At 67.1% G+C, this 24,736-nt stretch carries 19 protein-coding genes and 2 CRISPR repeat arrays; of the genes, 17 read left to right on the top strand and 2 right to left on the bottom strand.

The features are described 5' to 3' along the window. Positions 1-808: 808 nt before the first annotated feature. From cas3 to cas2, 7 genes are read left to right on the top strand one after another with little or no spacing between them, the layout of a single operon-like run. Positions 809-3,004 (top strand): CRISPR-associated helicase Cas3', encoded by a 2,196-nt coding sequence (cas3, locus tag HNR61_RS40685; protein ID WP_182848474.1) that lies wholly within the window; start codon positions 809-811, stop codon positions 3,002-3,004. A gap of 32 nt (positions 3,005-3,036) precedes the next feature. After that, the gene (cas5c, locus tag HNR61_RS40680) at positions 3,037-3,690 is read left to right on the top strand and encodes a type I-C CRISPR-associated protein Cas5c (protein ID WP_312898330.1); all 654 of its coding nucleotides are present in this window, start codon (positions 3,037-3,039) and stop codon (positions 3,688-3,690) included. A 3-nt stretch (positions 3,691-3,693) separates the two neighbouring features. After that, complete coding sequence (gene cas8c / locus HNR61_RS40675; RefSeq protein ID WP_182848473.1) at positions 3,694-5,463, top strand: type I-C CRISPR-associated protein Cas8c/Csd1; 1,770 nt, start codon at positions 3,694-3,696, stop codon at positions 5,461-5,463. Between the two features lie 20 nt (positions 5,464-5,483). After that, complete coding sequence (cas7c, locus tag HNR61_RS40670) at positions 5,484-6,362, top strand: type I-C CRISPR-associated protein Cas7/Csd2 (protein WP_182848472.1); 879 nt, start codon at positions 5,484-5,486, stop codon at positions 6,360-6,362. Continuing rightward, a complete protein-coding gene (gene cas4, locus HNR61_RS40665) occupies positions 6,359-7,006 on the top strand; it encodes a CRISPR-associated protein Cas4 (RefSeq protein WP_182848471.1) in 648 nt (215 codons plus the stop codon). Before cas7c ends, cas4 begins: the two co-directional genes overlap by 4 nt. Continuing rightward, complete coding sequence (gene cas1c, locus HNR61_RS40660; protein ID WP_182848470.1) at positions 6,999-8,024, top strand: type I-C CRISPR-associated endonuclease Cas1c; 1,026 nt, start codon at positions 6,999-7,001, stop codon at positions 8,022-8,024. The genes cas4 and cas1c overlap by 8 nt, the downstream gene beginning before the upstream one ends. Next, a complete protein-coding gene (cas2, locus tag HNR61_RS40655) occupies positions 8,024-8,314 on the top strand; it encodes a CRISPR-associated endonuclease Cas2 (RefSeq protein ID WP_182848469.1) in 291 nt (96 codons plus the stop codon). The genes cas1c and cas2 overlap by 1 nt, the downstream gene beginning before the upstream one ends. 130 nt (positions 8,315-8,444) lie before the next feature. Continuing rightward, positions 8,445-9,282: a CRISPR direct-repeat array (repeat unit 37 nt; unit sequence GTGGCGCCCGCCCTCCGGGACGGGCGAGGATCGCAAC). Between the two features lie 435 nt (positions 9,283-9,717). Here cas2 and HNR61_RS40650 read toward each other — a convergent pair. Continuing rightward, positions 9,718-10,392, bottom strand: a complete 675-nt coding sequence (locus HNR61_RS40650) for a hypothetical protein (protein ID WP_182848468.1) — start codon at positions 10,390-10,392, stop codon at positions 9,718-9,720. Between the two features lie 340 nt (positions 10,393-10,732). Here HNR61_RS40650 and HNR61_RS50280 point away from each other — a divergent pair, with 340 nt between their 5' ends. The 6 genes from HNR61_RS50280 to HNR61_RS40620 all read left to right on the top strand — a co-directional run bounded on the left by HNR61_RS50280 (position 10,733) and on the right by HNR61_RS40620 (position 17,968). Continuing rightward, on the top strand, positions 10,733-11,668 hold the full coding sequence (locus HNR61_RS50280; protein ID WP_182848467.1) for a LuxR C-terminal-related transcriptional regulator: 936 nt from the start codon (positions 10,733-10,735) through the stop codon (positions 11,666-11,668). Between the two features lie 19 nt (positions 11,669-11,687). Then, positions 11,688-13,484 (top strand): S9 family peptidase, encoded by a 1,797-nt coding sequence (locus HNR61_RS40640; RefSeq protein WP_182848466.1) that lies wholly within the window; start codon positions 11,688-11,690, stop codon positions 13,482-13,484. Next, positions 13,481-14,716, top strand: coding sequence for an MFS transporter (locus tag HNR61_RS40635; protein ID WP_182848465.1), 1,236 nt, complete (start codon positions 13,481-13,483; stop codon positions 14,714-14,716). The genes HNR61_RS40640 and HNR61_RS40635 overlap by 4 nt, the downstream gene beginning before the upstream one ends. A gap of 259 nt (positions 14,717-14,975) precedes the next feature. Continuing rightward, a complete protein-coding gene (locus HNR61_RS40630) occupies positions 14,976-15,539 on the top strand; it encodes a hypothetical protein (protein ID WP_182848464.1) in 564 nt (187 codons plus the stop codon). A gap of 128 nt (positions 15,540-15,667) precedes the next feature. Next, positions 15,668-16,135: a plasmid mobilization protein gene (locus HNR61_RS40625; RefSeq protein ID WP_182848463.1), complete on the top strand. Its 468-nt coding sequence runs from the start codon at positions 15,668-15,670 to the stop codon at positions 16,133-16,135. A gap of 21 nt (positions 16,136-16,156) precedes the next feature. Then, positions 16,157-17,968, top strand: a complete 1,812-nt coding sequence (locus HNR61_RS40620) for a relaxase/mobilization nuclease domain-containing protein (RefSeq protein WP_182848462.1) — start codon at positions 16,157-16,159, stop codon at positions 17,966-17,968. Here the strand turns inward: HNR61_RS40620 and HNR61_RS40615 are convergent, their stop codons facing one another. Further along, entirely contained in the window at positions 17,969-18,676 is a 708-nt protein-coding gene (locus HNR61_RS40615) for an HAD family hydrolase (protein ID WP_182848461.1), read from the bottom strand. Between the two features lie 34 nt (positions 18,677-18,710). On the opposite strand from HNR61_RS40615, the gene HNR61_RS40610 reads away from it, so the two are divergent. The 4 genes from HNR61_RS40610 (at position 18,711) to HNR61_RS40595 (ending at position 23,996) form a co-directional block, all read left to right on the top strand. Then, positions 18,711-19,919, top strand: a complete 1,209-nt coding sequence (locus HNR61_RS40610; protein ID WP_182848460.1) for a helix-turn-helix domain-containing protein — start codon at positions 18,711-18,713, stop codon at positions 19,917-19,919. 104 nt (positions 19,920-20,023) lie between these two features. Then, positions 20,024-21,406 carry a UDP-N-acetylmuramate--L-alanine ligase gene (locus HNR61_RS40605; protein ID WP_182848459.1) on the top strand — a complete coding sequence of 461 codons (1,383 nt, stop codon included), beginning with the start codon at positions 20,024-20,026 and terminating at the stop codon, positions 21,404-21,406. A gap of 208 nt (positions 21,407-21,614) precedes the next feature. Next, the gene (locus tag HNR61_RS40600; protein WP_220510381.1) at positions 21,615-22,478 is read left to right on the top strand and encodes a D-alanine--D-alanine ligase family protein; all 864 of its coding nucleotides are present in this window, start codon (positions 21,615-21,617) and stop codon (positions 22,476-22,478) included. Between the two features lie 129 nt (positions 22,479-22,607). After that, positions 22,608-23,996 carry a UDP-N-acetylmuramoyl-tripeptide--D-alanyl-D-alanine ligase gene (locus HNR61_RS40595; protein ID WP_182848457.1) on the top strand — a complete coding sequence of 463 codons (1,389 nt, stop codon included), beginning with the start codon at positions 22,608-22,610 and terminating at the stop codon, positions 23,994-23,996. A gap of 215 nt (positions 23,997-24,211) precedes the next feature. Then, positions 24,212-24,685: direct repeats of the CRISPR family, unit length 37 nt; unit sequence GTGGCGCCCGCCCTCCGGGGCGGGCGAGGATCGCAAC. Positions 24,686-24,736 lie beyond the last annotated feature (51 nt).

The raw sequence follows: 24,736 nt of genomic DNA, 5'->3' as shown, positions 1-24,736 counted from the left end.
TGCCCTCCGGGATGGACGAGGATCGCAACGCCAACGCCGCAGGTGGGGGACAATTCGCGCAGGGCGGCGGCGCCGGCCCCCGGGGGCGGGTGAGGATCGCAACCGCCAGCACACCAATCGTGAGGGCGAACCGCAACTCGTGGTGCCCGCCCTTCGAGGTGGGCGAGGATCGCAACGGGCTGGGCGGGTTCCTCGGTGCGGATGGCGCCCGCCCTCCGGAGCGGGCGACGCCTACCCTCTGGGTAGACGAGAGACAGCCTCACGAAAAAAGCGTTGGGTAAGCCAGGGAGCTTGTGGCTAGCTCAAACTCCCTGGCTTACGCTGGTGTTGCAGATCTGGGTTGTTGCTCAGCGTACGTATTGAACAAGCGCGATCGCTGCAGCGAGAACGATGATCAATGTACACAGGCGGACGGTTCGGGGAGTGCTGTCGAGGGTGTCCCCAACCGTTCGCTGTATGGCGTGAGCCAGTTCGAGCAAGCTGATCTTTATCACCTCCTCAGGTTGTGGCCACCTTTTCTAAACGATCTCTGTCGTGAGTGTGGTGTGCCCAAGTTGGTCTAGATCGTTAGATGGAAAGTACTCAGAAGCTGGGGGTCTCGTCATGGCGGAGTACCCTGGGCGGGTGGCGAGATGTGGATCAATGTAAGTCGTTGATCCACTTTCTCGGGGATCGCAACTGAGTTCTTTTTCATCTGGCGCATGTCCGAGCAGTGGATCTTCAAGTCACTGCTCGGACATGTGAGTTGAGCAGCCTTATCTTCCAACTGCCGTGTAAATGTCTTAGGGCTGCCCTATCGTCCTGCCTTGTGGCAGAGGAACCGTGGGCGCATAGCAAGAACTCCTCGGGGACGCGGCATGGGCTTGAGGCGCATCTACGCGGTACCGCTGAGCTGGCCAGAGGGTTTGCCTCGGCGTTCGGGGCTGGAGAGCTGGCTGGCTACCTCGGGTTGATCCACGATGTGGGCAAGGGGGCTTGCGCTTGGCAGGACGGGCTTCGTCGCGCTGAGTCCCAGGGCGGACGGGTGGTTGATGCGGGTGGACGCAGCATTGACCACAAGGCCGCCGGGATGTGGGTGGCCCTTCGTAAGGGTGGTATTGGGTCGTTCGCGTTGGCGGTGTTGGGACATCACGGTGGGATCCCGGCCCGGCATGCGCTTAGGGACGTGTTGGCCTCGGCCGAGGGCGCGGCGGCTGCGCAGGTGCAGGAGGCTGTGCAGCGTGTAGCGGAGCTAGTCCCGGAAATCTTGCATGATCGCCGTGCGACGGTGCCGGACTGGGGGCGGTCGGCGGATGATCCGCATGCAGCGGAGATGCTGTTGCGGATGGCGTTCAGCGCGCTGGTGGACGCTGACTTCCTGGATACCGAACGTCACTTCGCCGAGACAACGCGGCCCAGCGTTCCGTCTCTGGCGTCGTTGGCGCAGACCTATGAGGCTGAGCGGGCGGCGTATCTGGGCGGCGTAGCATCGCCGATCAACGCTCTTCGCACGGAGATCTATGAACAGGCTGTCTCCGCCGCTGCTGAACCGCCGGGGATCTTTCCCTTTCCAGCTCCAACCGGCTCCGGTAAGACGATCACATCGGGTGGGTTCTCCGTGCATCACGCCACCCGTCACGGGTTGCGGCGGATGATCGTCGCGGTTCCGTACCTGTCGATCACCGAGCAGAACGCGCGCGTCTACCGGCGGCTGTTCGGTGAGGCAAATGTGGTGGAGCACCACAGCGGGGTTGACCTGGACGACCTGGAGCCCGAGCTTCGTTGGCAGCGGCTGGCCACCGAGAACTGGGACGCTCCGGTGGTCGTCACCACCACGGTGCAGTTGTTTGAGTCGTTGTTCAGCAACAAGCCGTCGGCGATGCGCAAGCTGCACCGCTTGGCTGGCGCGGTGATCGTGCTGGATGAGGTGCAGTCGCTGCCAGATCCCTTGCTGTTGCCGATCCTGTCGGCGCTGCGGCACTTGACCGAGCACTTCGGGACGAGCGTGGTGTTGTCGTCAGCGACCCAGCCGGCGTTCTTCTCCCTGGAGATCTTCAAGGGCCTGAAACCGCGGCCGATCTTGGCGGAGCCCAAGCCTTACTTTGAGAAGCTGCGCCGGGTCCGGTTCGAGTGGCGCGAGCCCGCACCGACCTTGGAGCAGATGGCGCAAGAAGCCGCCATGCAGCAGCAGTCCTTGACGATCGTCAACACCACCAAGGACGCCGCCAGCTTCCACGAGCACTTGGAGGCCGTTGCAGCCGAGGGCGTTCCCGTGCTGCATCTGTCGACCCGGATGGCAGCCGGGCACCGTCGGGAGACGCTCGACCAGATCCGGCAACTGCTGAAGGAAGGCGCACCGGTTGCCGTCGTCAGCACTCAACTGGTCGAGGCGGGCGTAGATCTGGATTTCCCGGTGGTGTTGCGCGCCTTTGCCGCAGCGGAAGCTCTGATCCAAGCGGCCGGGCGCTGCAATCGTAACGGCCACCTGGACTGCGGTCGCGTGATCGTCTTTGACCCCGCGGACGGCAGTAGAACTGGGGCACAGAGGGTCTACGGGGCTGCGCTCGATGTCACCAGGGCGCACTTTGGGCCTGGACGGGGTGACTTGGACGACCCCGAGGCTTTGAACGCCTACTACGCGCAGCGCTATCAGATCAAGGGCATCGAACGGACCGGGCGAGGCGTCGAGGTTCAGCAACACCGTGCCGATTTCGACTTTCCCGAGGTCGCCCGCTTGTTCAGGTTGATCGACGAGCAGTCAGTGCCCGTTCTGGTGCGATATGGCGATGACGTCGAGCGCGAGCAGCTACGGGTTTTGCTGACCCAGCCTGGTGGCGCTGACCCATGGGTTTTCCGCAAGCTCCAGCCCTATCTGGCCACCCTGCCTCGCCAGCTCGCGGTCAAGGCGGTCAGACAGGGCTTCGCCAGATGTCTGCTCGGTGACCTGTACGAGTGGGATGGCGACTACCACTGTCAGCGCGGCATCGAATTCGCAGACCCGCGTGGAGAGGACTTCGTGCTGTGACTTCGCACCCTTACTACCGGCATCCTCCCCTGGTGGTGGAGGTGAGCGGGGAGTTTGCCTGCTTCACCCGCCCCGAGTTGAAGGCTGAGCGGTTCAGCTACGAGGTGATGACGCCGTCGGCGGCTCGCGGCATCCTGGAGGCGATCTTCTGGCGGCCGGAGTTCGAATACGTGATCGTCAAGATCGAGGTGCTCAAGCCGATTCGCTGGTTCTCCATCCGCCGCAACGAGGTCAAGTCGATGACCTCTGAGGACTGGGTGCGTCGGATGGCCGCTGACCCCTCGCTGCGGTACGACGTCGAAAACGACCGCGACCAGCGCAACACCGTGGCGCTGCGGGACGTGGCCTACCGCATCTACGCCCAGGTTCGGCTACGCAAGCGCGCCACCGAGGGCGAGGTCAAGTATCGCGAGCAGTTCCGCCGCAGGGTCGACAAAGGAGCCTGTTTCTCCCAGCCGTTCCTGGGAGTCCGCGAGTTCTCGGCGCGCTTTGGCAAGCCGTCCGATCTCAAACCGATCCCAGAGTCGCGGTTGCTCGGCCCGATGCTGCACTCGATCCACTACAGGGACGGCGCGGAGACCTACGAATGGTTCATGGCTGAGCTGAAGGACGGTGTTCTGGAAGTGAGCACACACGGCGCTGAGCTGCCGACGGCCACCTCGTCACGAACCCGGGCTAGGGCGTGAGCCATGCCAATCCGACAGCTTGTTGAGTTCGCCGCACACGAGTTCGGCGACACCGGTCCGCGCTACTACCGCAGCCGTGCCGTCCGATGGCTCATCAACATCAACCGCGACGGAACAGGCACCCTGGTCGACCGTGCCGACGCCGACAACAAAAGCGGCGGACAGGAAGCCACCCCGTTCCTCACCCGTACCAGCGGGGTGGCCGCAATGCTGCTGGCCGACACCCTGGAGTACGTCTTCGGCATTGCCAAGGACAACTCCGACAAGGCCCAGGCCGGAGCCGACCGCCGCAACGACGCCTACCTGCAACTGCTCCACGACTGGCACACCGCCACCGGCGACCCGGTCGCCGCGCTGGTCTGCGACTTCTTCGACCAGGAAAAACATCTCGCGCTGATCGAGGCCCTGCCCGAGGACGCGTCGCCTTCAGAGATCGCTGCCGTCATGGTCGACAACGAATGGTGCCATCGGCGCCCGTCGGCTATTGAGTTCTGGGGACAGGTGGCGCGCAACCGCAAGAGCTCTGGCCAGGAAGGGATCTGTCTGGCCTGTCACAAACACGGCCCGATGCTCAAGACCGTCCCCGACATGGTCAAAAGCACCCTCATTCCTGTCGGCGTCGATGCCAAGGGCCGTCCCAAGCGCGGCCGCGACGCCGCGTTGGTGTCGGTGAACACCAGCGCCCAGGGCCGGGGCGGTGACCTGCAACTGGTCAACACCCCGCTGTGCGAGGGATGCGGTGCCCAGGCCATGGCCGCCCTCAACCATCTGCTCGGCCACGAACGACACCGGCGCCGCGGCGATGACAGCGTTCTGACCTGGTGGCTGCGCACGCCCGACACCTTCGACCCGATGCTGTTCGAACAGCCCAGCACCACCGAGGTCAAAGCGCTGCTGGACGAGGTCTACCAGGGCAAACACAGGACCCAGGCCAACCCCAACGACTTCTATGCGCTGACCTTGTCAGCCAATCAGAGCCGGGTGGTGGTCCGCGACTGGGTGGAGACCCCTGTCGCCCAGATCAAGGAGCACCTAGCCGCCTGGTTTACCGACCACGGCTCGTTCGACCGTTGGAGCGACGGCATTCATTACGTGCCGCTGCGCACGCTGGTTCGCGCCAGCGGTCGTTGGGATCGAGTGACCAAACAGTACGTTCCCGGAACCGCCGCACATGGATTGGAACGCGACCTGTTGCGCGCCGCCCTCCACGGCACGCCGCCCCCCTCCAGCCTGCTTCCCCAGCTTCTCCAGCGCATCCGCAGTGACCACAACATCGACCTTGCTCGGGTCGCCCTGCTCCGGCTCGTGCTGACCCGGCCGCCCTTCAAGGAGAAGACCATGCCTGGTCTGGACGAGACTGACACCACGCCCGCCTACGTGTGGGGCCGCATGTTCGCCGTGCTTGAGGCGATCCAGCGCAAGGCGCTGCCCGACGTCAACGCCACTATCCGCGACCGTTTCTTCGGGCTGGCCATGACTCAGCCCGAAGCGACCATGCGGATGCTGCGCCTGAACGCCAACGGCCATCTCAAGAAACTTCTCCGCGGCGAAAAGACCCGAGGCAGCGGACGAGCCCTCGACCAGCGACTCGCGGACCTCTACCAACTCCTGGACGCCAAAGAAGGTCTGCCCCCACACCTGGACTCTCGGGGACAAGCCCGCTTCATCCTCGGCTACGAACAGCAGCGCTCTGCCGATATGGCCGCTGCCCGCGCTGCCAGAGAAGCCAAAGAAGCCGAGAAGAGCGACGACACCCCTGACACCGAGCAGTGAACCTGACCAAGGAGACCACCATGACCGACGCCACACACCTGGACCCCACACGCAAGCACGACTTCGTGTTCTTGTTCGACGTCGCCGACGGCAACCCCAACGGCGACCCTGATGCCGGCGGAATGCCCCGCACCGACCCTGAGACCATGCAGGGCCTTGTCACTGACGTCGCCATCAAACGCAAAATCCGCAACATGGTCGCCCTGCTTGGCGAGGGCAAACCCGGCTACGACATCTACGTCGAAGCAGGCGTCTCGCTCAACTCCCAGCACGAACGCGCCTACCAGGCCCTGGGCATCCCCAAGACCAAGGAGAAAGCCAAGAAGGACACCGCCGTCGAATCCCAGGCCCGCGACTGGATGTGCAAGACGTTCTTCGACGTCCGAACCTTCGGTGCCGTCATGACCACCGGCACCCAGCACGCTGGCCGGGTCCAAGGACCGGTGCAGCTCACCTTCTCCCGATCCATCGATCCTGTCGTCCCCCAAGAGCACGGCATCACCCGCGTCACCCGCACCAAGGAAGAAGACACCAAGGAAACCGAGATGGGCGGCAAGCACGCCGTGCCCTACGGCCTCTACCGCGGCTTTGGCCACTTCAGCGCCCCATTGGCGGCCAAGACCGGCGTGACCACCGACGATCTGGCCATGTTCTGGCGCGCCATGCAGCTGATGTTCGAACACGACCGTGCCTCCACCCGCGGCGAGATGGCCCTACGTCGCCTGTACGTCTTCACCCACAGCGACGCCTTCGGGGCCGCGCCCTCCCACACACTGTTCGACCTGATTACCGTCACCCGTCAGGTCGACGGCCCGGCCCGCAGCTTCCAGGACTACACGATCAAGATCGATGAAGACGGTCTGCCGGATGGGGTGACCCTGACCAAGGTCGTCGGGTGACCAGCGGGCACAACCTGCTGCCGGTTCCGCTGTCGGCGCTGGAGCACTACGCCTACTGTCCCCGGCAGGCCGGGCTCATTTTGCTGGAGGAAAGCTACGCCGACGACATCAACACTGTGCGCGGCACACTGCTGCACCAGCGCGTTCACGAGCCATCGGAAGAGACCAGACCGGGAGTACGCACTCTGCGCGCCCTTCCGGTCTGGCATGACCAGCTCGGCCTGAACGGCGTATGCGATGTCGTCGAACTTTACGACGATGGGCGAGTCATCCCCGTCGAACACAAGTCCGGTCGTTACACCCCCGACGGCCCTGCTGACGTTCAACTCGCTGGACAAGCCATCTGCCTGGAGGAGCGCTTCGCTACCTCGGTTCCGCTCGGTTACATCTACTCAGGCGCCGACCGTCGCCGCCACCCAGTGCCGATCGATGCCGACCTGCGTGCCCGCGTCGTCGAGCTCAGCACTGCCGTACGAACGATCCTCACCAACTCCGCCCTACCAAGCCCGACCGCCGACCAACGCTGCCGCGGCTGCTCGATGAACACGCTCTGCATGCCGCGCCTGCTCGCCGACCATCGGCGCTACCGAAACCATCTCGACCAGCGATTTTGTCCCGCAGCCGAAAGCGACTGGGATGACTGAACTGCTCAACACCCTCTACATCCAAACCCAGGGCGCCTCCCTCTACCTGGAGGGCGACAGCGTGCGCGTAGTCATCCCCGACGATCCTCAGCGTCGCACCTTGCCCCTACGCCGTCTCCAGGAGATCGTCGCGTTCGGCAACGTCCAGTTCAGCTCGCCTCTGCTGACCCGCTGCGCCACTGACGGCCGCCCGGTGGTGTGGATGAGCGCCGCAGGCCGCTTCCTCAGCCGCATGGACGGCCCGACTCGCGGCAATGTCCTGCTCCGGCACGCCCAGCACCTACGCCACGCCGACCCCGCCGCCACTCTTCCGATCGCCCAAGCGATGCTGGCCGGAAAGCTTCAGAACAGCCGCCAACTCCTCCTTCGCGGCGCCCGCGACAGCCACCGCGCCCAAGAGGAGATCCGGGCCTACGCCACCGCCATTGCCGAGGCGATCCCCACCCTTCCCGACGTCCAGGACCTGGACGAGCTGCGCGGCATCGAGGGGAACGCCGCCCGCCACTACTTCAGCGCCTTGCGTCTGCTGCTACGCCCTGATCTGGACATCCCTCCTTTTACTGGTCGGATCAAACGTCCACCGACCGACCCGACCAACGCACTGCTGTCCTTCCTCTACGGCCTCACCCGCTCAGCAGTCCAAGGTGCCACCGAACAAGTCGGCCTCGACCCCTACGTGGGCTTCCTTCATGGCCTGCGCCCCGGAAAACCTGCCCTGGCGCTCGACCTCATGGAAGAACTACGTGCTCCGATCGCCGACCGCCTGGCGCTGACTCTGCTTAACCGCCGCCAGATCCGCGCTGAACACTTCGAAACACTCCCCGGCGGAGCAGTCCAACTCACCGAAGACGGCAGAAAAGCCGTCCTGACCGAGTGGCAGACCTGGAAGAAACGCGAGTGGCCACACCGCCTCTTGGGCCGCCGTGTTCCCGCAGCCTTGCTGCCCTCGGTCCAGTCCCGCATCCTCGCCCGTCACCTACGCGGCGAACTGCCCGCGTATATGCCCTGGATGACCTAGTGGAGCTACTCCTCACCTACGACGTCAGCACCACCACTCCTGCAGGTAGGAACCGCCTTCGCCGCGTTGCCAAGCTGTGCGAAGGCTATGGGATGCGTGTCCAAAAGTCAGTCTTCGAGATTGTCTGCACCGAACCAGAACTCCTAACCCTCATCGATAAGGTCCAACGGATCATCGACCACGACGAAGACAGCATCCGCATCTACCGTGTACCCAAAGGTTCATTCCGCACCGTCCGCATGTTCGGCACAGCCAAACCCTTGCCACATGACGACGCCCTCATCCTGTAGCGCGGAACCCCTAGCTCACATGAAAAACCGGGGAGGTTCCGAAGAAGTTATGTGGCATAAAGGGCTCGTTTGACGGAATTGACAGCGTGGCTGAATGTGTTCGCTGGGTAGTAACTGCACTTCAAGTGCCGTGGCGCCCGCCCTCCGGGACGGGCGAGGATCGCAACGATCACCAGCACGCCCGGGTGCGGCGGGTCGGCCAGTGGCGCCCGCCCTCCGGGACGGGCGAGGATCGCAACCGCCGTCGGGGCTGGCGAACCTCTCCTGACGCCAGAGTGGCGCCCGCCCTCCGGGACGGGCGAGGATCGCAACAATGTCACTCTTGACATAGAAGTTTCTTTCAGGATGTGGCGCCCGCCCTCCGGGACGGGCGAGGATCGCAACGCCGTCACCGGTCACCTCCCACACCGCCGGTGCCGGTGGCGCCCGCCCTCCGGGACGGGCGAGGATCGCAACAAGCTAGGCGGCCGCAAGTCCGTCTACGTCCACACCGTGGCGCCCGCCCTCCGGGACGGGCGAGGATCGCAACGGCCTCGCGGTAGTGCTCGGGTCCGGTCATCACAGGACGTGGCGCCCGCCCTCCGGGACGGGCGAGGATCGCAACTACGAGCCGATGACGAGCTTCTCCCGGGTCATCATGTGGCGCCCGCCCTCCGGGACGGGCGAGGATCGCAACGCCGAGCCCGCGTTCCGGCCCGCTGGCCTGCACCAGGTGGCGCCCGCCCTCCGGGACGGGCGAGGATCGCAACGTCTCAACGGGCGAGGGTCTCGGGGATGACGCCGGGGGGTGGCGCCCGCCCTCCGGGACGGGCGAGGATCGCAACTCTTTGGCCAGGGGAGGGTTTGGCGGTATCGGGAGGTGGCGCCCGCCCTCCGGGACGGGCGAGGATCGCAACGGGCCGCTGGAATCCAAGATCGGCGGCGACGGACGGTGGCGCCCGCCCTCCGGGACGGGCGAGGGTCGCAACGTCACCAACCCCGGCGGCGGCGCGACCGCCGCGATCGTGGCGCCCGCGCTCCGGAGGGGCGAGGATCGCAACGAACAACTGGAGCTGCTGTGACCACCGACCAGCGCAGTGGCGCCCGCCCTCCGGGACGGGCGAGGATCGCAACGTGTACGTCGCGCTGGCGATCACGGTGGTGCCCTGGTGGCGCCCGCCTTCCGGGACGGGCGAGGATCGCAACGGCGAGGGCGTTATGGCGGCGATCCGATGGGTGACCGGAGTGGCGCCTGCCTTGCGGGGCGGGCGAGGATCGCAACGCCAACGCCGGGCTCACCGTGGTCAACGCGGTCGCGCGTGGCGTCCGTCCTCCGGGGCGGGCAAGGACCGTAGTCTTGACCAAGCCGCCAGAGTTGATCGATCTGACGCTGGCCGCCCCCTCGGGGCGTTCGGCGAGGTGATCTAGTCGCTTTGCTGGAGGAGCGCGATCGATTCGCTCACCGGCTGAGTGGTGAAGAGTTGAGCGTGGAGCGTCGGTCGGTGGGCAGGCTGGGGGTGGCGGTTGGGGCCGTGGGACCAGTTGCCGTGGAAGAGTGCGATCAGGTCGAGGCCGGCCCAGTACTCGATCGTTTGATGAATCACATCGGCGTCGTCGCCTGGGGTGGCGAACCATACAGTTGTCGGTGCGGCCTGGCCTGAACGTATGTCGTCTGCCTTGGCTTCGAGGTGCTCGACCACTTCTTCCAGGGCTTCGAACACATGTAGACGTTCGTTGAAGCCATGGGCGATGACCTGGCTGGACTGGCCGCAGAACATCAGGTCCAGGTCGTGGCGTGTGGTGATGACGTCGGGCAGGCGTTCGTCGCTGACGAGCGCTTCGACGAAGGCCGCGCGCAGCCAGTCGTTGGCGAACGCTCCTGCGATCCCGCTGTGCACCGGGCGCGCGATGTCGCGAAGAAGCCGTTGGTCGGTTGGTCCGGGGTAGGTGCGACGGAGGGCATGGCTCGTCGAGCGATCGGGCCGGTGGTGTTCGGCGAACGCCTCTGGCGTGTCGAAGCCAGAGCGGAGACGGTGACCCGGGGCTGGGGCGGAGGGAGCGTGGTCGACGGCGCTGCGTCCGTGAGCTTCATTGATCATGATGACTCCAGGTCGTTCCTCGGTCGCTGATCTCTATGGAACCCGGAACGCCAGGTCAGAGGGGTCGCTCAAACTCGCCAAGACAACAAGTGGCCGCGCCGCTTCGCATGCGTGCGCTGGGCTTGCTGCGGAAAACGCCCAGCAGAACGGGCTCTTGGGAGGGGCGTCGTCAGGCGCGGGCAGGAAGTGACCAGTTCTGACCACTGACAACGAGTGGTCACCACCTTGACACCTCCATTACTGTGAGTCACTCGCTGTTGCTGACTGTTAGTGGAGCGCTGTGACGGACACTGAACTCGAAACCGGCGCGCAACTCCTGGAGGGCATCGTTCCCGAGGAGGTGTACCGCGCCTACCGGTCGCTGGTGGAGGCAGCAGGACGCTCCTGTGACGAGCCTGCCGAGGCTCTTGGTGGAGCGGACGTTGTGGCCGCTCTTCTCGAACGGGGGATGGCCTACCGGCGTCCCGAACCGGGAGGGACGCACCGGCTGATCCCAGCACCGCCCGATCTGGCGCTGCAAGGCGCGCTGACCGAGATGAACCAGCGGCTGGCCGAGGAACACGAGCGCTTCCTGACCGGACACCGCCGTCTTGCCGAGGCACGCCCGACCCCGACCGCGAGCGAGCCCAGCTCGGCGGCGGGCCTCATCCAGGTCATCACCGAGCCGGATGAGATCACCAGACTGTCCGGGGTGCTGGTCAACGCGGCCCGGCACGACTGGCTGACGCTGGAGAACTACCTGGCCGACCGCCCGATTGACGAGACCGCCATCGTCGCTCCGCCACCGGCCCTGCGAAAAGGAGTGCACCGCCGCACGATCTATGACAGCCGGTGCGCCGAACATCCCGTCGTGGCCAAGAACATCGCCACCGCCGCCGAGCTCGGCGAGGAGGCGCGGCTGCTGGCCGACGTCGGGATGAAGATGAAGCTGGCCGATGCGAGTGTGGCGATGCTGCCCTTGGGGCCGACCGGCATGACCGGCGCGGTCCTGGTCCGTTCGCCGGTCATCGTGGCGGCGCTGCGCCAGTACTTCGAGCTGCTGTGGGAACGTGCCCTGCCCATCGGAGCCGTCCAGTCCGACAGCCCCCTGACCGAGGAGCTGCGCGCGATCCTGGAGCTGCTGGTCCAGGGCGCCGACGATGAGGCCATCGCGCGCCGACTGAAGATCAGCGCGACGACCGTGCGCCGCCGTATCACCGCCATCCGCGAGGAGCTCGGCACGCCCTCGCGTTTCGCCGCCGGAGCCGCCGCTGTTCGCCGCGGCTGGATCAAGTAGCCCGCGAAAGGCTTCTGTCTTGCTCGCCTACCAGGACTTCGTTCCCCGCCAGCGCTTCCAACCCGCCCTGGCGTTCTCGCCCGGCTGCGATCTGGTCGCCTATTCAAGCAACGCCGACGGTAGATCAGCGCTCTGGACTGTGCCCGCTTCCGGCGGCCCGCCGCGCAAACTCGCCCAACCGCCGGGCCGGGTCGTTCGGCAGGTCGCCTGGTCTCCCGACGGTGCGAGCGTGGTCTTCACGGCCGACCATGAAGGCGACGAACAGTACGGGATCTTCCTCATGAGCCTCGCCGACGACGAGCCGACCTCGCTCACCGAAGGATCAGACTGCCAGCGAGTGCTGGCCACCAACCCCTTCGACCCGACCGGCCGTTACCTGGTCTACGCGGCCAACGATCGCGATCCCACCGTTCAGGACCTGCTGGTCCGCGACCTGACGACCGGCAGCGAGCGACGCATCGAACCCGAGGAAGGCGTGGCTTTTGTCCCGACCGAGATCTCCCCGGACGGCCACTGGTTGCTGGCGTCAGGCTTTCGCTCCAACACCGAGATCGACATCTACCTGATCGACCTGACCGACCCGGAACCCAAACCGCGGTGCGTCACCGACCGATACGGCACCGCGCTGTTCCAACCACAGGCCTGGGCACCCGACTCCTCGGGGTTCTACCTGCTGACCGACCTATGGGGATTCACCGCCGTCGCCTTCTACCATCTGGCCGACGACACCCTGGACTCGGTCGTACAGCACGACTGGAACGTCGAGCTCCTGGACGCCGCCAACGGAACGCTGATCTGGACCGTCAACGAAGCCGGCCGCTCGACCCCCTACATCCGACGGGGCGAACGCATCACCACCCTGCCGACCATCCCCAGCGGCGTAATCTCGACCTTGACCCTGGCCGCGGATGGGCAGAAGGCGGCGGTGCTGCTGGACACCGCCAGCCGCCCCGAAGAGATCGTGCTGCTGGACCTCAACGACGGCAGCCTTCGCTACCTCACCGACGCCCGCCCACCGGCCCTGCACACGATCGACCCGATCGAGCCCGAGTCGATCACCTACCCGGCCGCCGACGATCGGACTGTGCACGCCTTCCTCTACCGGCCGCGCACTCCCGGGCCCCATCCGGTGCTGCTGTCGATCCACGGCGGACCCGAACAGCAGGAACGTCCCCGCTACTCCGCCCTCTACCAGTACCTGCTCCACCACGGGATCGCGGTGTTCGCCCCCAACATCGCAGGCTCCACCGGCTACGGCCGCGCCTACCAGAAACTGATCTACCGCGACTGGGGCGGCATCGACCTGGACGACCTCGACCACGCCGTGCGCTACCTGGCAACGCACACAGACCTCGACCCCCAACGCCTCGCCGCCTACGGCGGCTCCTACGGTGGGTTCGCCGCTCTGTCCTGCCTGGCGAGGCTGCCCTACCGCTGGGCGGCCGGAGTGTCGATCTGCGGCCCCACCAACCTGGTCACCCTCGCCCAGGACGCTCCACCCACCTGGCGCACCTACGTCGACACCGTCCTGGGCAACCCCGACGCCGATGCCCAACACCTGCTCAGCCGCTCGCCGATCACCCACGCCGACGCCATCGACGCCCCGCTGTTGATCCTGCAGGGCGCCCGCGACCCCCGCGTACCGCGTGCGGAATCCGACAGCCTCGTCGAACGCCTCCGCGCCCGTGGGGTGAAGGTGCGCTACGAGGTGTTCCCCGACGAGGGACACGGGTTCACCATCCCGACCAACGAGGTTCGCGCCTACACCCAGACCGCCGACTTCCTGCTTACCCACCTTCGCGGGAACGGCCAGTGACGGCGCTTCGTCTGGTCGCCAGCCCCGCCGTCGCTCCGTTGTTCGTCGCCCGGCTGGTTTCATCGGCGGGCGTGGGGTTCGGGCAGGTCGCGCTGGTCTGGGGGATGAAAGACCTGGGCTACAGCCCCGGTGAGATCTCGATCGTGGCCGCCTGCAAGGGAGCACCGGCTCTGCTGATCCTGGCAGGCGGTGTGTTCGGCGACCGCTTCCGACGGCATCACGTCCTGGCCATCGCAGAGCTCGCGGCGAGCCTGTCATGGCTGGCGATCGGCGCATGTCTTGTGACCGGCCGCGCTCCGCTGGCACTGCTGTGTTTGTTGGCGCTGCTTTCTGGAACGGCCTACTTCATCTTTCTGCCCACGGTGCGCGGCATCGTCGCCGACCTCCTCCCACCGGAACGGCGCCAGGCGGGAAACGCACTGATCGGCCAGACCGAAGCCGTGGGCCTGCTGATCGGTCTCGCGTCAGCCGGAGTGGTCGCCAGTTCGATTGGCGCGGCCTTTGCCGCAGGTCTCAAAGGAGTGTTGTGCGCCATCAGCGTCGTGCTACTCCTTCAGCTCAACACACCGCGCCAAAGGACGATGGTGCCAGGGCCTGTGGCCGACCTCAGAGCCGGTTGGAGGTACTTCACCGCGCACCGCTGGATGTGCGCGGTGGCGGTGCAGTTCACGATGGTCGTTCTGGCCACCGCGACCTTCATCGAGATCATCGGACCGCTCTACATGAGCGAACATGGTCGCGGCGCGAAGGCATGGGGCGCCGTCGCGGCATGTGAAGCTCTCGGCTCACTCGCCGGGGCGGCCTTGGCGATCCGGTGCAGGCCACGCCGCCCGATCATCGTGGCGGTCACCTTGCTGGCTTTGGCCGCGCTGCCAATGCTGCTCGTCAGCAGCGGCGCGCCATCGGTGGTCGTCGGGGCGGGGATGCTCCTGTCCGGGGTCGCCAAGGCGGTCTACCTCGTGCTCTGGATCACCGAACTCCAGAAGACCCTGCCGATCGGGGCACTCGCGCGTGTAAACGGCTGGAGCATCGTCCCCGCCTACTTCCTGACACCGATCGCACTGCTGCTCGCGGGACCGATCGTTGAGCTCAACGGCCCGGGCAATGCCGCCCTCGTCATCGGGGCGACCGTGCTTGTCACCACCGTGGCCGTACTGCTGGCCCTGCTGTTCGCGCCACGTACAGGCAGGGAAGACGCACAGCTCAAGGTGAGTGCCGCCCATCACTCCTAGCTTCGCTCCCGACATCCGGAGAGCTCAGCGGAGCAAGGCTCGGTCCTGAGGAGCACAGGTTCTGTCACTGAGAGCCGCTGAAGATGATCACCGTGCGGTGGCAACGGCTCTTGCGTTGACTGTTGACACAGCGTGACCACCTCGGGAGTATGGAGCGCAAAGCATGTCATCCACGCTTTGCGAGCATCATCCATTACAAGCTCAGCGAGAGAGGAGAGGACGTCGATGACCAGACCTACCTTGCGCATGGAGATCCTTCGTGGCGGAGCCACATTCGCAGAACGACGATCAAACCCTGCAACTGGCCTGTGATCTGCGTGAACGGGTCCGGGACCTGAACTACGCGACCTTTGGGCCGCCCAGCCTGACGGCACCGCAGACCATCTATTCGATCCTGGGCAACCTGTCGGAGGCCGCCTATGGCCTGGACCAGACCCTCACTCAGATGGGCGAGTTCCTGGAGGGGGAACTGGAGGCCGAACGCCTGGTCAGCGCCGACGAAGACGGCCCCGAACCAGCCGTGTCCCAGGCACGGGACGAACTGGCCGAAGCCATCGAACACGCTCAGGATCTGAGCAACGCCCTGGAACGCGCCCAGCGCCAGATCGGCCTTCTGGCCGTCCAGGAATCCGCAACGCCACCGACCGCCGAAGCCAAGCGGCGTGACCTGTCGGCTGCCAGCGACTCCGACCCCGCGGACCTGGCACGAGCTGAACTCCCTGCTCCGATCGGTGATCTGCTGCCCCCGCCGGGGTCACCGCCGGCACCTCCCTCGCCATCACGAGAACCCGCGTCACCATCGCATCCAAGACCCGCGCCGTAGCTCGGTCGGGCCGTGAGCCGTGCCCGGTCGTGGCTGGTGCCGTCACTGGGCGCGGCGGGCTCCGCTGGCGCGGAGCAAGAAATGGAAATCCAAAGGATTTCGCCTCGGACCGAGCGCGGTCCGAGGAGGTGAACCGGATCGAGCGCGATCCGAAGAAGGGACAGGCGGTGTCCGACGACGAGTTCCACAAGAAGGCGACGGGGAAGCGCAGGCCCACCGACCGCAACCGGCGCAGGCATCTGACACCGCGTCGACGCAAGCTGGTCTCGTTGTCGTTCTCCGACGAGGAGTATGCGGTCCTGACGGCGGCGGCCCGCCGCGAACGTCTGGCGACCGGCGCCTACATCGCTCGCGCGGCTTTGGCCGCTAGTCGCGAAACACCGCAGCAGGGGCAAACAGAGCTGCGAGAACTGCTCAGTGAACTCATGCGGGCTTCTGGACAGGCTCGTCGGCTGGGCGTCAACCTCAACCAGGCGGTGGCCGCCCTGCACGCAGGCGAGCTGACCGAGCAACTGCGCGCCTACGCCCAGGCGTGCGCCCGCACAGTGGACAAGCTCGACGCGGCGGCCGACGAGGTCTGCCGCCGGTTGCCGTAACCAGACCGCGGCCAGTCGAATGTGATCGGCAAGATCCGGCGCGGGAAGCGCGTGGAGGGGCTGCTCCGCTACCTGTTCGGCCCCGGTACCGACGGTCAGCACCGCAATGCGCACATCGTCGCTGGCTTCGCCACCCCGGCCGAACTGGAACCGCTGGCGCATCCGAATGGCGGTCGTGATCTACGCCGGTTGCAGGCTTTGCTGAACCAGCCGGTCACGCTTCTCGGCGACCGCAACTACGACAAACCTGTATGGCACCTGTCCCTGCGAGCAGCCCCAGAAGATCCGATCCTGACCGACGCCCAATGGGCACACATCGCGGCCGAAGCCATGGACAGGGTCGGACTGGCTCCGGACGGCGATCCGGACGGCGTCCGTTGGATCGCCGTCCGGCACGCCGACGACCACATCCACCTGGTTGCCACCCTCGCGCGTACCGACGGGCTGCGCCCAGAGGTGTGGAACGACGGCTACCGGGTCCGGGAGGCATGCCTCGCGGTTGAGGAGCGGTTCGGACTGCGCCGGACCGCTCCGGCCGACCGGACCGCCGCGCGCCGTGCCGCCCGCGGCGAACACGAGAAAGCACACCGCGCTGGCCAACCTCGGGACCCGCGTTCGGAACTGCGCCGCCGGGTCCAGACAGCAGCCGCCGCCGCGCGGACCGAGTCCGAGTTCTTCCACCTGCTCCGAGACGATGGGCTCCTGGTGCGTCTACGCCACAGCCAGCGACAACCCGCCCAGGTCACCGGCTACGCGGTAGCGCTGCCGGAGTACCGGACCGCGGCCGGACGAGCGGTCTGGTACGGCGGTGGCAAACTCGCCGCCGACCTCACGCTGCCTAAACTCCGTCACCGCTGGACGAACGGCACCCCAGGAACCGGTCCACCGCGTCCGGCCCAACAGACGATCACCGGACGGGGCCTGTCGGACCAGACCGCACGCGCCTACCTGCGGACCGCCCTTCGCCACGCTGCAGACCGGTCCCGGAACGCGACCGAGTTCTTCGCGGCGTTGGAACAGGCGGGCATCCTGGTCCGCCCTCGCTACAGCCACCGCCACCCCGACCAGATCACCGGCTACGCGGTCACCCTGCCCGATCACCATGACACCGACGGCGCCGCCCGCTGGTACAGCGGAGCCAAACTCGCCCCCGGCCTCTCCTGGACGGCGCTGTGCCGACACTGGAACGGGGACACCGGAACACGCGACCAGCCGCCCGATCTGACTCTGGACGAGCGCCGCGCAATCTACGAAGACGCGGCGCGAGCCGCCGCGTTCGCCACCGCACAGATCCGCTGCCACACCGTCACCAGCCCTCACCTGGCTCGCGACGCCTGCTGGGCCGCCGCCGACACCTTGCGTTCCGCCGCCCACGCCACCGGGAACCGACATCTACACCAAGCCGCCGACGCCTACGACCGCGCCGCTCGCGCCCCCTACGGGCGCATCCCCACTCCCACACCCGCCGGGAACAGCCTGCGCATCACCGCCCGCCTGCTGGCCCTCACCCGAACCAGTGGCAGCCCTGCCCTGAACCTCGTCACCGCCTTGGCCGCAGCACTGCTGACCCTCGTTGACGCGATCGGCGACCTTCACCGCGTCCATCACCATGAACCACAAGCTCACGCCGCCATGAAGGCCGCTAGACACTTGGCCGACCTCACGGCCAACCCGCAGCCCTGGCTCGCGGCCCAGCCGCCAAAGCCCGAGCCGGTGGCGCTGGCCATGGCCGACTTCCCGGTGCCCTGGACACCAGCGGCGCCCGCTTCCAGGATCGGCCCTCACCGAACGCCACGACCAGGACCACCAGAACGTCGAAAGCCAGCCCGCTGATCAGCGGAGGGCCAGCCCCTCCCGGAGCGCCTCCAGATCGACCAGGTCCTCCAGGACGAGATCGGCCCCGGCGTCGCGCAGCTCATCGGCCGTGCTCTTGCCCGAGGCCACAGCGATGACGCGCGCTCCACCTTCACGCCCGGTGGCGACATCGCTGGGGGTGTCACCGATCAGAACGGTGGTGGCGGCGTCGAAGACCATGCCGTACCGTTCGGCGGCGCGTCGCTGAGCGATCGTCACCAGACGTGGCCGCACACCGTCGTCGGAGCCGTAGGCACCCGCCTCGAAGTCGATGCGCCGATCCAGCCCGAACACTCGCAGCTTGGTCTCGGCCGCCGGACGGATGTTGCCGGTCAGCACCGACTGCGCGACCCGCGGATCGGCTGCCAGTGCCTCCAGCGCTTCGGCCGCTCCAGGCAGAGCCCGCCCCCGCTGCCGCATCTCCTCGGCCCGTTCCTCATACCCCTTGGCCAACTGCTCGGCGAACTTCTCGAACAGCTCCTGGTCGACTTCCACACCGTGCAGCTCGGCGGTCTCGCGGAAGATGTCGGGCTCGGTACGCCCGCTGACCTCGGCCATCTGCTCCATGGGACGACCGACCGCGTGCGCGAACGCGTCGGCGAAGATCTCACGGCCGACTCCGCCGGTCTCGATCAACGTATGGTCGACATCCCACAACACCAATGTGGTGATCCGGCGGTTTGCCATGTCGGCGGCCCCTTCGACGGCTTACGTTGACGGTATGGCAGGCTCGCCCGAGACTTCGATCGGCGATCGTATTCGGTTCTACCGCCACGCGGCCGGTAAAACCCAGGCCGTGGTCGCCGGATTGGCCGGGATCACCGAGGACTACCTGTCCCAGCTGGAACGCGGCATGCGGACACCGTCCATCACGCTGCTGCACAACCTGTCCGGCATCCTGATGGTCCCCACGTCGGCGCTGCTGGGGGAGTCGGGCAGCGGGCCGGTCGCCGTCGAGCGGAACTCGGCCGCCTCAGATCTGCAGGCCGCGCTGATGATCCCCGTTCACCACCGGGATCTCGCGTCCCCGCCGCCGCTTCCTGAGTTGCGCGACCGAGTCGACGCGGCTTGGGCGAGCTGGCAGCGTGCGTCCGAACGCTACTCGCAGACCGGTCCACTCCTCCCCGGCCTGGTCCGGGACGTCGAAGCCGCCCTTCACACCCATGGTCCAGAGCGCCGTCAGGCATGTCAGATCGCGGCGGACCTGTACTTCCTACTGCGCACCTACACCAAACGCATCGGACGCACTGACCTGGCCCTGCTGGTGGCCGATCGAGGACGGCGCGCCGCCGAGGACGCCGACGACCCCCTCCGTATCGCCGCCGCCCAGTGGAACGTCGGCCAAGTCCAACTGTCCACCAACGAAGCCGACGCCGCCGAGGACATCGCCATACACGCGATCGAAGAACTCGACCGGGCACGAGCCACTGTGGAGGACGTTCCGCGTACCGCCCTCCAAGGGGCGTTGTGGCTGGTGGCGACCATCGCTGCCGTACGCAAGAAGGACAACTGGGCCGCTCGCGAACTGCTGCGGGAGAAGGCTTTCCCCGCCGCGCAGCGTGCGGGGGAAGGCAACGTGTTCTGGACGGTCTTCGGCCCCACCAACGTCACCCTGCACGCGGTCACCGTTGAAATGGAGTCCGGCGAGACCGGCGAGGCCCTTCGCCTGGCCGACGAGATCGACATCGTCCGATGCCCCTCGGTGGAGCGCCGCGCCACCTTCTACCTGGAGCTGGCGCGCGGTTATGAACAACGTCGCGACGACACCGGCGTTCTGCTGCATCTGCTCGACGTCGAGCGTGAGGCGCCCGAGGACATGCGCTACAACCCCCTGGTGCGTGACCTGGTGCACGGCCTACTGCGCAGAGCCCGTCCCACGCTGGCCCCGCAGGTCCGCGACCTGGCCGACCGCATCGGCCTGGTGGCCTGACGGACCCGAGCCCACGGTCACCCCGAGCTGAGAGTTCGGTTTGTCGCCGTCGCTTCCTCCTAGCGTCGCCCGTGTCATGGCGAACGCGACCTCATGGAGGAGCGATGGAGACACGACGGGCCGGCCGACCCCCAGTATGGGTGCCGGACGTGGACCTGACCCGCCCGCACCTGATCGGCTGCGACGGTGCCGGAATGTCGGCCCTGATGAGGCTGTACGGCCAGGCCGGGCGAACGGTGACCGGCTCGGACCGCAGACGCGGTGTCATCCACACGCGGCTGGACGGCGCGACCTGCGTGGTGGTGTCGTCGGCGATCCCCGAGGACGACCCGGAGGTCCTGCTCGCCCGCAGCACCGGGCTGCCGATCATCCACCGCGCCCAGGCGCTCGCCAAGGAGCTGCACGACCGCGTGAGCGTCGCGGTCTCGGGGACCCACGGCAAGACCAGCACCAGTGCGATGCTCTCCCACATCCTGACCGAGGCCGGCCACGACCCTTCCTACGTGCTGGGCGGGCGCATCGTCGGCGGCGCCAACGCCCGCTACGGGACCGGCCCGATCGTCGTGGAGGCCGACGAGTCCGACCGGTCGCTCCTGCTGCTGTCCCCGCAGATCGCGGTCATCACCTCCATCGACGACGACCATCCCGAGACCCTGAACGGCCTGGGCGACACCTTGGCCCTGTTCGAGGACTTCACCCGACGCATCCCCACCACCGGCACCGTCGTCGTGTGCACCGACGACCCGGGCGGCGCGCTGCTGGCCGACCGGATCTGCCGCAACCTGGGACCGCGCGTGGTCACCTACGGCAGCACCCTGCACGACAACGTCACCATCCGCCACCTCCGCCTTCGTCCCGGCAACAGCCACACGACCGCGCTGATCGGTGGCCAGCAGATCGAGATCCACCTCGCGTTGCCCGGGCGACACATGGCCCTGAACGCGGTTGCCGCCGCGGCGACCGCGCACCTGTTGGGCGTGCAACCCGAAGAGGCCGCTGTCGCGCTGGCTTCCTATCGCGGCGTCGACCGCCGCCTGACCCTGCACGGCAACCACCGCGGCGTGCCCGTCGTCGACTCGTTCGCCCATCACCCCACCGCCATTACCGCCGACCTGAACGCCCTTGACAGCGTCACGGACCCACGCGGCCGGATCTGGGTGGCGTTCGAACCTTCCGGCGCCGCCCGCGTCGAACGCTTCGGCCCTCAGATGGGCCGGGCGCTCTCCGCCGCCGCAGGCGTCATGCTGCTGCCGGTGAACAGCCAGTTCACCGTGCCCGCCGCGGACCTCCTCGACCCGATCCGCCAGGAACTGACCAATCGCCGGGTACCGGTCTGGGACGCCACCGGCGATCCGATGGCCGCCGCGCGCTTGCTGGCCAGCCGCGCCGAACGAGGCGACGTGCTCGTGACCATGGGCGCCGGGACGGTCACCAAGCTGGGGCCGCTGCTCTGCGCCGAACTCGACCAGCCGGCTCTCGTCCGCTGAACAACACCGCTGCCCCGCCGCCACGCCACCTCGGCGTGGCGGCGCACCCTTTGGAGAGGCCGTGTTCCCATCCCTCTCAGCTCTGCTGAGACCGAGCTCCGAAATCATCGGCGTATGCACCGGAGGCAAATCCAAAGAACGAGACCGTTCACTCCGGTCCGGCGAAGCTGCCGCCAAATCCCTGCGACGCCAGGGCTACACCGTCACCGTGCTCGACATCGCCGTCCCCACGTTCATCGACGAGATCCGCGAGGTCGACGTCGCTTTCCTGGCCATCGCCGGGCAGTACGCCGAGGACGGCAAGCTGCAAGGGCTCCTGGAGATGCTGGGCGTTCCCTACACCGGCTCGGGCGTGCTCGCCTCGGCCCAGGCCATGCACAAGCCAACCGCCAAGAAGCGGCTGGACGGAACCATCGCACGCCCAATCCAGCCGTGGGTGCACTGTACGGAAACACAGCCCACCCGCTCAGCCGATGCGTTCGCACGAGAATGGACCGATCTGGTCCGAGCCACGCTCAAGCTTCCCGTGGTGGTCAAGCCCGCCTCGCAAGGCTGCTCCATCGATCTGCACCTGGCCCGCGACGACCAACAGCTCCACGACGTCTTCACCCAGCTCGCCCCCACCTCCGCCGATGGTCAAGAGCTCGTCGTCGAGCCATACATCCAGGGACGGCACCTGTCATGCGGCGTGCTGGAAATCGGCGGCGAACCGGTTCCCCTGCCACCGCTGGAAGTGGTGTTGAAGGGCGAACTGTACGACCACGCCAGCAAGCAGCACCCTGAGGCGCACTGCGTCTACCACTGCCCGGCACCACTGCCCGAACCCATCCACAACCAGGTCAGCGCAGCCGCTGTCCACGCCCACCAAACGCTCGGCTGCCATGGCTACTCACGCTCGGACTTCATCGCCGACCACGACGGCCAGGTCTGGTGGCTGGAGACCAACACCCTGCCTGGCCTGACTCCCACGGGAAACCTCGCCACCATGGCCACCGCCGCCGGGATCGACCACGACACCCTCATCGAGCGGATCCTGCAGACCGCCGCTGATCCCCGCCACTACCGACCCTGAAGCTCCTACACCGGCAGAGGCTCCCGCAGACCATGCCCCTGATCAGCAAGAATGGCCACGACTCGGCCGTCACACCGCGAAACGACACAGCGTCCTGACCCGACACCGACCACGTCCGCTGGAGCACTCGTGATCCCGATGACCCTGACCGAAATCGCCAGCGTGACCGGCGGACGGCTGGACGCAGTACCCGACCCCGACTCCAAGGTCACCGCCCCCGCCGCGATCGACTCCCGCCTAGTCCAGCCCGGCGGCCTGTTCGCTGCGCTGCCCGGCGAGCACGTCGACGGTCACGACTACGCCGCCCAAGCCGTTGCCGCCGGAGCCGCCGCGGTCATGACCACCCGCCCGGTCGGCGTGCCCGCCGTCATCGTGGACGACGTCACCGCCGCCATGGGTCGCCTGGCCAGCGCGGTCGCCGCCCGCCTGACCGACACCACCGCCATCGCTCTGACCGGCTCCTCCGGCAAGACCTCCACCAAGGACCTGTTGCTCCAGGTCCTCCAGCACGATGCTCCGACCGTGGCGACCGACCGCTCCTTCAACAACGAGATCGGCCTGCCGCTGACCGTTCTGCGTGCCGAACCCACCACCCGCTACCTGGTGCTGGAGATGGGCGCCCGCCACGCCGGCCACATCGCCTACCTCACCCGCCTGGTCCCGCCCCATATCGGCCTGGTCCTCAACGTCGGCACCGCCCACATCGGCGAGTTCGGCGGCCGCCACGCCATCGCCGCCGCCAAGGGCGAGCTGGTCGAGGCCCTGCCCAGCACGGCCGACGGTGGCCTGGCCATCCTCAACGCCGACGACGACCTGGTCGCCGCCATGCACACCCGCACCAAGGCTGTCGTCGCCACCTTCGGTCGCGCACCCCACGCCGACGTGCGCGCCACCGACGTCCACCTCGACCACGGCCGCGCCCGCTTCACCCTGACCACGCCCCTGGGCTCAGCCCTGGTCACCCTCCAGGTCCTGGGCGAACACCAGGTCTCCAACGCCCTAGCCGCAGCCGCTGTCGCCCACGGCGTCGGCATGGCACCCACCGCCATCGCCGACGCCCTCAGCAACGCCCAGCCTCTGTCCTCCGGCCGCCTGGAAGTCCTGGAACGGCCCGACGGCGTGGTCATTATCAACGACGCCTTCAACGCGAACATCGATTCCATGACCGCAGGTCTGCGCTCCCTGGTCAGCATCGCCGACAGCCGCCGCGCCATCGCAGTTCTCGGCGAGATGCGTGAGCTGGGCGATGACACCACCACCGCACACGCCGAAGTAGGCCGCTTGGCTGCCGCTCTCGGCATCGACCTCCTGATCGCCGTTGGTACTACCGCCGCCGCGATCCTCGCCGAGTCCGCTCGCGAAACCCGCCCCGATCTGCCGATCGAAGTGGTTCCCGACCGCCACACGGCCTACGACATACTTCACGGCCTCCTCAAGTCCGGCGACACCGTTCTCATCAAAGCGAGCCATGCTTTGCACCTGGACGAACTAGCCATCCAGCTTGCGAAGGAGGCGTGAGCGGGTTCCTGTCAGCGTGTGACGCAGGTATGTTCCGTGGTCGCGGCGAAAACATTCGAGCCTGGAAACTGAAGTTCTGCCGCCCTTCGGAACCTCAAGCTCCCATGGAAACCCCAGTAGGTTCTCAACTGCTTATGGCATGATTTGGGGGATATCTCCCGAATTTGTTTTGTACTCAGATGGATGCTCACCGTGATTTATGCTGGTGAGCTACTGTGGCGCCCGCCCTCCGGGGCGGGCGAGGATCGCAACCGGGATAAGGGGCGGGCGCCGGTCGAATTCCCGAATGGGTGGCGCCCGCCCTCCGGGGCGGGCGAGGATCGCAACGGCCTGGCCTGGTTCCATGACGGCGCGCACCCCAGCGTGGCGCCCGCCCTCCGGGGCGGGCGAGGATCGCAACCTCGACTGGTGGTGGAGCCGCGTCACGCTCCGCGACGTGGCGCCCGCCCTCCGGGGCGGGCGAGGATCGCAACGTTGTGTTCACTCTCAGGCGGTGTCGCGCGCCCTGGTGGCGCCCGCCCTCCGGGGCGGGCGAGGATCGCAACACTCCGGTCCGGGCGGGAGGCATGTGCGGGGGCGGGTGGCGCCCGCCCTCCGGGGCGGGCGAGGATCGCAACGTCGCGACGGGCTCCACTACGAGCACCAACGCGAAGTGGCGCCCGCCCTCCGGGGCGGGCGAGGATCGCAACCGCCCGCACCGCGCCGGTCACCCCATGCCCCGGGTGTGGCGCCCGCCCTCC

This window comes from Actinomadura kijaniata (assembly GCF_014138665.1).
GTDB lineage: Bacteria > Actinomycetota > Actinomycetes > Streptosporangiales > Streptosporangiaceae > Spirillospora > Spirillospora kijaniata.
This window is presented reverse-complemented; position numbering and strand designations above follow the sequence as displayed.